Here is a 6,674-nt window from a genome sequence, read left to right on the forward strand (position 1 = left end):
CGGCCGTACGCATGCCTAGACGCCCAGGGCTCAGCGCCCGACTGAAGCTCACCCTCAGCTACGCCGGGTTCCTCGCGGTCGCCGGCGCTCTCCTGCTGGCCGTGGTGTGGGGGTTCCTGCTGCGCTACGTACCCGACAACCAGCAGGGCCTTCTCGGGGTCTCGCCCAACCGCTACCTCCTCGTGCGTACCTTTTTCCCCGCCGCGGCCGTGGCGATGGCCTTCCTGCTCGTGTTCGGCCTCGTCGGGGGATGGATCCTGGCCGGCCGGATGCTCGCACCGCTCACACGGATCACGGCCGCGGCACGGACGGCCGGGACGGGATCGCTGTCCCATCGGATCCACATGGAGGGCCGTCAGGACGAATTCCGTGAACTCGCCGACGCGTTCGACACCATGGTCGAACAACTCGAGTCGCACGTCGCCGAGCAGCAGAGGTTCGCCGCGAACGCCTCCCACGAACTGCGCACCCCGCTGGCGATCTCGCGGACACTGCTCGACGTCGCCCGCAAGGATCCCACGCGAGTCCGGGGCGAACTCATCGAACGCCTGCACGCCGTCAACAAGCGGGCGATCGACCTCACCGAGGCCCTCCTGCTGCTCAGCCGCGGCGACCGCGGAAACTTCACCCGCGAGAGCGTCGACCTCTCCCTCATCGCCGAAGAAGCCGCCGAAACACTGCTTCCCCACGCCGAACAGCGCCGGATCACGCTCGATGTCACCGGCGGGGCGGCCCCGACCAGCGGCTCCGCGGAGCTCCTGCTGCGGATGGCGACGAACCTCGTCCAGAACGCCATCGTCCACAACCTCCCCGCCGGCGGCACCGTGACGGTCCACACCGAGGCGCACGGCGACACGAGCGTGCTCCGGATCGAGAACACGGGCCGTAGGCTCCCACCCGAACTCGTACCGACCCTCACCGAACCCTTCCAGCGCGGAACGGAACGCGTACGCACCGACGAGCACGCCGGCGTCGGTCTCGGCCTGGCCATCGTGCACAGCATCGTCCGCGCCCACGACGGGACCCTCGACCTCGTCCCCCGCCCGGACGGCGGTCTCCGCATCACGGTCCGGCTTCCCGGCACGCCGTAGGCATCGCCGCGAGCGGGCCCCTCACATGCCGCGTTCGGCAGCGCGGCATGTGCGTACGGTGGCCGGCCGATCATGCGGGGTTCCGGCGTTTCCCGATGACGGGCCTCCCGACCGCTGCACCCAACCACCTTGGGCACGGCCACGAGCAGGCCGGTCGGGTCGCTCGCGCCGGTCGACGGAAACCGGACGAAGTCCGGTAGGCGTCCGCGGTCTCTCAGAACTGCTCATCCACGGGATGCCGGGTCAGACAGCGGGTAACGCACGCCGGTCAGCTGTTCCGAGAACGCCCACAGCCACTGGGCTGTGGCGGGGTCCTCGATGGCGCGCTCCCGGCTGCGGAGCGTCGGCTCGCCGCGGAGTTGGAAGGGCCCGTCGGGCACGACGTAGCTCCCGCCGGGCAGGTCGGGGACGGTCGCGGCGTACAGAGAGGTCTTGGCGCCCTCCGCTGCGGGGCGGAAGGCGATGCGTACGAGCGCGCGCGTGAGAGCCCTGTAGGCGCGGCCCCTTGTGCCGTTGGCGCCGCCGGTGAGCACGTTGGAGCGTGTGAGGCCTGGGGCGACGGCCATGCTGCGCAGCCGAAGCCCGGCCCCGTCAGCGCGCCGCTGCAGTTCCATGGCGGAGTAGAGGTTGGCCCGCTTGGACTGTACGTAGGCGAACGCTGCTCGGTAGCGGCGTTCGGCATTGAGGTTGGCCCTGTCGAAGCGAGCGAATCGCTGCCCCTCGCTGCTGACGGTCACCACGCGCGGGTCGGCGGCGGCAAGCAGATGAGGCATGAGCAGACCGGTGAGCGCGAATCCTGCGAGGTGATTGATGCCGAACTGCGACTCGAAGCCATCGGCGGTCCGGGAGAACGGCACCATCGCGACGCCGGCGTTGTTGACCAGGAGATCGAGCCGGTCATGGTCCCAGCCTTCGGCGAAGCTGCGGACGGATCTCAGGTCGGCAAGGTCGAGTGAACGCAGTTCGGCTCGGGCGCCGTGCACTTCGCCCCGCAGTCGCTCCAGGGCGGCTTGTCCGCGCTCGGGGTTGCGACAGGCCAGGACGACATGGGCGCCGTGGCGGGCGAGTTCACGGGCGGTTGCGTAGCCGATGCCGCTGTTGGCGCCGGTGACGACGGCCAGCCGTCCCGACTGGTCGGGGATGGCAGCCGGCGTCCACCTCGACCGCTGAACCGCTCGCGATAACGGGCGATTGGGGCGATGGTCCGCAGCGTGTGCGACCGCTGCGGCGCGGTCGCGAGGTGAGGCCGAGGCGGTCGCCAGGGAGTCGTCAGTCATGGGGGTCTCGTTCCGTCGTGGTCAAGAGTGTCGGCAGGGCTGAGCGAGCCCAACTCCATTGCAACTGGTAGTTGCGATAGCCTGAGCATGTCTCACATCCGTCCTCAACGCAACGAGGAGTTGCAATGGAGTCTGCTGCGTCATCCCCGCAGCGCGCCCGCGCCGTCGGGCGGGGTGACAAGATGCGCGCCGTCGTTCTGGCAGCGACCATCACCGAGCTGACGAAGGGGGGTTACGCGGCGATGACGGTCGATGGCGTCGCCCAGCGGGCGGGAGTGCACAAGACGACGATCTACCGGAACTGGAAGGACTCGGACAGCCTTGTCGCAGACGCGCTCACCAAGCACTTCGCCGTGGAGGTCCCGATCCCCGACACCGGGGCGGTCGAGAGCGATCTGCGTGAGCTGGCCTGTTCCGTGGTCACCACGATGACCTCGGAAGCAGGCCAGGCCCTGCTCGCCACCGTCCTTGCGGAGGCCGGTCGCACCCCGAAGCTTGCCGAGGTCAAAGACGCGGTCTTCGGCGACCGGTTCCGGCGAGCGGAGATTGTCGTCACCCGAGCCGTTGAACGCGGCGAACTACCCCCGGACACCAACTCGACCGAGCTCCTCAAGACCCTCGTCGCGCCGATCTACTTCCGGCTCGCGTTCACCGGTGAACGTGTCGATGAGACGACCGCAGGCCAGGCGGTCCGCGTAGCGCTGGCCGCTGCACACGCGGGCGCGCTGCCGGCGGCTTGATCGGACGCGGGGGCGTACTCCCTGACCCGGATCTGGCCCATAACGGACTTGGTGTGCCGCTGCGACTACCCTCCCTGCATGGAGCAGGACCATCCCCTCGTTCGTGACGCCTTCCCCGACCTCATTGGCGAGCTCACCACCCTCTTGGAAGACGAGGGAGAGCACGAGTTGGCAATCTGCGTGCAGGATGTGCGTCTGGTCGCCATGTGCGACTGTGGCGACGACTTCTGTCAGAGCATCCACACGGCGGTGCACCAGAAGGGGAAGCCGTACGGCGAGGGCCACCGGTGCGTGCCGCTCTTGCCTTCGAAGGGCATGTTGGTCCTCGACGTCGTGCGCGGCCGGATCATGTACATCGAGATACTGGACCGGGCGCCCATGCGCAGGCTGAATCCCTGACGTTCACCGCCCCGTCGCGGAGCGGGTGCAGCGCCCGAACGGCTGTGATGTGACTGAGCGCCGTAGTCGGCCCGTCTGGCCGAGTGGATGCTCGGTCATGAGTCAGTGTCATGAGTCAGTGGAACCAGACGACGAGCGTACGTTCTCGGCTCCGTGGACTTCGCTGAGGATGAGCATGACGCTCCAGACACTGCTCAAGATTCCTTGCGCTCTCGCGTCGCTGCCCGGATCTCCTCCGTCGCGGCCCGGAACGCCGGAGCCGCCCGGGTGAAGTAGTCAAAGATCAGGTCCAATTGCTCCGGGGTGTAGGAGGCGAGCACCTCCGCGATCCGTCGCCGCGCCGGTGCCACGACCGCCTCGACCTCCGACAGTGCGTCGGGTACGGCCTCCACGACGACCTTGCGCCTGTCGCCGGGGTCCGCGGCGCGGCGAACGTACCCCGCACGCTCCAGCCGGTCGATCAGCCGCGTCGTCGCGCCTGTCGTGAGGCCCGTCCCGGCCGCGAGTTCGCCCGAGGTGAGCCCGCCCGCCAGGGTGATGCGACTGAGGGCGTACCACTCGGACGCCTGAAGGCCCGCCGCCTCCGCGCCGGCCATGCCGTGCAGGCCCACGGCATCGATGTACTCGCGAAAGATCGCCCGCCGGTCGTCCCGTTCCGCCGTCGACACATCGTCCCCTTGCCTAATATCTGCATGTGTGCAGATAATGCATGCGTGCAGTTGCTGCACAAGTGTAGCCAATGCGGCGGCAGTCGCCACCTGCCCGCCCGGACCGATCGAAAGGCATCGCCATGAACGCCAAGGTCGTCAAGCGCACCACCCTCGCCACCGTCGCCGTCCTCGCTCTCGGCGTCGGAGGCGCGTACGTCTATCTCGACGCCACCTCCGAGGTGCAGCGCACCGGCGTCGAAGCCTGCACCGACACGATCCCGGCCGACGCCGACCGCCGCGACGGTGAGGCCGTCTGCGCCACCCTCGACGCCCTCACCGCCGCCTGGGGGCACGGTGACGCGGACGCATATGGCCGCCAGTTCACTGAGAACGCCACCTACACCACGTACATAGGCAGTCACTACGAGGGTCGCCCCGACATCACCGAGGGCCACCGGGCGCTCTTCAACGACTTCGTCAAGGGCAGCAAGCTCGCCGCCGCGTACCTCGACATGCGGTTCCTCGGCAAGGACGTCGTCCTCCTCACGGGCCGCGGCGACGACTACACCGGTAGCAAGCCCGGAGCCGACGAACTCTCGAAGGTTCAGACGTACACCCTGGTCCGCGACGCCGACGCCACCTGGCGGATCGCTGCCTTCCACAACACCCGGCGTCAGAACGTGATGGAACGGTTCTCCTTCCTCTACTCGCCCGCCACTGCGCCGCAGGCGGAGAAGTGACCCGCACCCTGATCACCGGCGCCACCAAGGGCATCGGCCGCGCCCTCGCCCATGCCCTGGCCGCCGACGGCCACACGATCACCGCCGTGGCCCGCACCGAACAAGCCCTGAAGTCCCTCATGGAGGAACTTGACGGCCCACACGACTACCTGACTGCCGACCTCGCTACACCATCGGGCCTCCGCGACATCACCGCCGCACTCAAGGCACGGCCTTACGACCTCCTGGTCAACAACGCCGGCCTCGGCCACTCAGGATCCTTCGCAAGCTCCGACCTCGATCAGGTCCAGGCGGCGATCCGCCTCAACTGCGAGGCAGTCGTCACGCTCGCCCACGCGTTCCTCGCTGCCGCCCGCCCCGGAGCCGCCCTCGTCAACGTCTCCTCGACCCTCGCCTTCACGCCCAAGCCCGACCAGGCGGTCTACAGCGCCACCAAGGCCTTCGTCACGTCCTTCTCCGAGGCCCTCTGGTACGAGCAGAAAGCGCACGGCGTCTACGTGCTGGGCCTGTGCCCCGGCCCGACCACCACCCGTCCCGGGCTCCACGCGGATACCCCGTCCGCCCTGGTCCAGTCACCGGAGGCGGTCGCCGCCACTGCCCTCACCGCCCTGCGCGAACGACGCCACCCCACTGTCGCCTCCGGCCGCGCGAACACCCTCTTCACCACGGTCGCCCGCCTCATCCCACGTAGGACGGGCCTCCGCCTCCTCGCCGAAGGCTGAGGGCGGGGCCGTTCCAACCAAGCAGGGCGGTCCGCGACGATCGGGTCTGTGCCGTCGACTGGCCGGGCTGCACCGACCGCACGCTGTGTGTCTACAGCGAGCCCAGCGGCCAAGGCGCCACGGATTCGTACACCTTCGAGAAGCCGGCGCAGGCGCACGGCGTCGAGTGGCAGAACAAGATCAGCTCCGTGGCCAACGGTTCCGACGACTGGGCAGGTCTGTACGAGCGGGCCTACTGCAGGGGCGCCGCTCGGTCGGTCCGTTCTGGGCAGCCGAAACATCCCGGTGTCGGGCGGCTATTGTCGCCAAGCACACGTGAGGGCCACCCAGCCTGTGCAGGGCGGCCCTCGACGTGCATTGCGGGTGATCCGCTCGCCGAACCGACGAAGTCGCGTCGACGCAGGCAGAGGTGCGAAGGTCAGGCGGGGTTGATGTTCTCCGCCTGCGGGCCCTTCTGGCCCTGGGTGATGTCAAACGTGACCGTCTGGCCCTCCTGGAGCTCACGGAAGCCCGAGGAGTTGATCGCGGAGTAGTGGGCGAACACATCCGGGCCGCCACCGTCCTGGGCGATGAACCCGAAGCCCTTCTCCGCGTTGAACCACTTCACAGTGCCCGTAGCCATAGCCATGCCTTCCAGTCGATGAACGCCTCCCACCCATGTGGAAGGCGGAGGTGATCGCCCTGGTCCCTGCAGCACAGCACAGCAAAACGCCCACACCTAGGGCGTGGGCAATGGGAGGTCCGAACCACGACAGCTGACAGAGACGTTACATGCCTGCGCACCCTGTCACCAGAGCAAACGGCGACGTGCCACCCCCTGGAATGTGGCTCGCGGGCACACCGAATCGCAACGGCCACGTTCGCCTCGGCACACGCCGGCGGGAGCACCCGGCGCGAGGGCAGGGTATGCGGCCCCTGGCGAGAACAGCGTCCTCCGCCCGTCGCGGGGGCCGAGCCAGGGGAGCGTCCAAGTGCTCCACCACACGCAGCCGCGGGCGGATCGCCCCTGAAGACGCCGCCCGCATCGCTGACCTCGCCAAGATCTGCTTGGTCGA

8 protein-coding genes and 1 pseudogene are annotated in these 6,674 nt (G+C 68.7%); 6 read left to right on the forward strand and 3 right to left on the reverse strand.

The window, feature by feature from the left end; translation table 11 throughout:
- Positions 1–11: 11 nt before the first annotated feature.
- Entirely contained in the window at positions 12–1,091 is a 1,080-nt protein-coding gene (locus VIU94_RS04895; RefSeq protein ID WP_331907899.1) for a sensor histidine kinase, read from the forward strand.
- A gap of 224 nt (positions 1,092–1,315) precedes the next feature.
- Here the strand turns inward: VIU94_RS04895 and VIU94_RS04900 are convergent, their stop codons facing one another.
- Positions 1,316–2,368: an oxidoreductase gene (locus VIU94_RS04900; RefSeq protein WP_331907901.1), complete on the reverse strand. Its 1,053-nt coding sequence runs from the start codon at positions 2,366–2,368 to the stop codon at positions 1,316–1,318.
- A 125-nt stretch (positions 2,369–2,493) separates the two neighbouring features.
- Between VIU94_RS04900 and VIU94_RS04905 the strand changes: the two genes are divergently transcribed.
- Positions 2,494–3,108 carry a TetR/AcrR family transcriptional regulator gene (locus VIU94_RS04905; RefSeq protein ID WP_331907903.1) on the forward strand — a complete coding sequence of 205 codons (615 nt, stop codon included), beginning with the start codon at positions 2,494–2,496 and terminating at the stop codon, positions 3,106–3,108.
- Positions 3,109–3,186: 78 nt separating this feature from the next.
- The gene (locus VIU94_RS04910) at positions 3,187–3,507 is read left to right on the forward strand and encodes a hypothetical protein (protein WP_331907905.1); all 321 of its coding nucleotides are present in this window, start codon (positions 3,187–3,189) and stop codon (positions 3,505–3,507) included.
- Positions 3,508–3,701: 194 nt separating this feature from the next.
- Here the strand turns inward: VIU94_RS04910 and VIU94_RS04915 are convergent, their stop codons facing one another.
- Positions 3,702–4,235 (reverse strand): MarR family winged helix-turn-helix transcriptional regulator, encoded by a 534-nt coding sequence (locus VIU94_RS04915; RefSeq protein ID WP_331907907.1) that lies wholly within the window; start codon positions 4,233–4,235, stop codon positions 3,702–3,704.
- Between the two features lie 62 nt (positions 4,236–4,297).
- Between VIU94_RS04915 and VIU94_RS04920 the strand changes: the two genes are divergently transcribed.
- The 3 genes and pseudogenes from VIU94_RS04920 to VIU94_RS44610 all read left to right on the forward strand — a co-directional run.
- On the forward strand, positions 4,298–4,897 hold the full coding sequence (locus tag VIU94_RS04920) for an SgcJ/EcaC family oxidoreductase (protein WP_331907909.1): 600 nt from the start codon (positions 4,298–4,300) through the stop codon (positions 4,895–4,897).
- The gene (locus VIU94_RS04925; protein ID WP_331907911.1) at positions 4,894–5,619 is read left to right on the forward strand and encodes an SDR family NAD(P)-dependent oxidoreductase; all 726 of its coding nucleotides are present in this window, start codon (positions 4,894–4,896) and stop codon (positions 5,617–5,619) included. Before VIU94_RS04920 ends, VIU94_RS04925 begins: the two co-directional genes overlap by 4 nt.
- Positions 5,616–5,861 (forward strand): annotated as a pseudogene (locus VIU94_RS44610) (peptidase inhibitor family I36 protein); the annotation flags it as partial. The gene VIU94_RS04925 and the pseudogene VIU94_RS44610, both read left to right, overlap by 4 nt.
- 176 nt (positions 5,862–6,037) lie before the next feature.
- On the opposite strand, the gene VIU94_RS04930 reads toward VIU94_RS44610, so the two are convergent.
- Positions 6,038–6,241 (reverse strand): cold-shock protein, encoded by a 204-nt coding sequence (locus VIU94_RS04930; protein ID WP_331907913.1) that lies wholly within the window; start codon positions 6,239–6,241, stop codon positions 6,038–6,040.
- Between the last annotated feature and the right edge of the window lie 433 nt (positions 6,242–6,674).

The organism is Streptomyces sp. (assembly GCF_036566765.1).
In the GTDB taxonomy this organism is placed as follows: domain Bacteria; phylum Actinomycetota; class Actinomycetes; order Streptomycetales; family Streptomycetaceae; genus Streptomyces.

Excerpts from the sequence above, each read along its gene's own strand:
- VIU94_RS04910 (WP_331907905.1), top strand. The coding sequence starts at position 3,187 with ATGGAGCAGGACCATCCCCTCGTTCGTGACGCCTTCCCCGACCTCATT.
- VIU94_RS04900 (WP_331907901.1), bottom strand. The coding sequence starts at position 2,368 with ATGACTGACGACTCCCTGGCGACCGCCTCGGCCTCACCTCGCGACCGC.
- VIU94_RS04930 (WP_331907913.1), bottom strand. The coding sequence starts at position 6,241 with ATGGCTACGGGCACTGTGAAGTGGTTCAACGCGGAGAAGGGCTTCGGG.
- VIU94_RS04920 (WP_331907909.1), top strand. The coding sequence starts at position 4,298 with ATGAACGCCAAGGTCGTCAAGCGCACCACCCTCGCCACCGTCGCCGTC.
- VIU94_RS04905 (WP_331907903.1), top strand. The coding sequence starts at position 2,494 with ATGGAGTCTGCTGCGTCATCCCCGCAGCGCGCCCGCGCCGTCGGGCGG.
- VIU94_RS04895 (WP_331907899.1), top strand. The coding sequence starts at position 12 with ATGCCTAGACGCCCAGGGCTCAGCGCCCGACTGAAGCTCACCCTCAGC.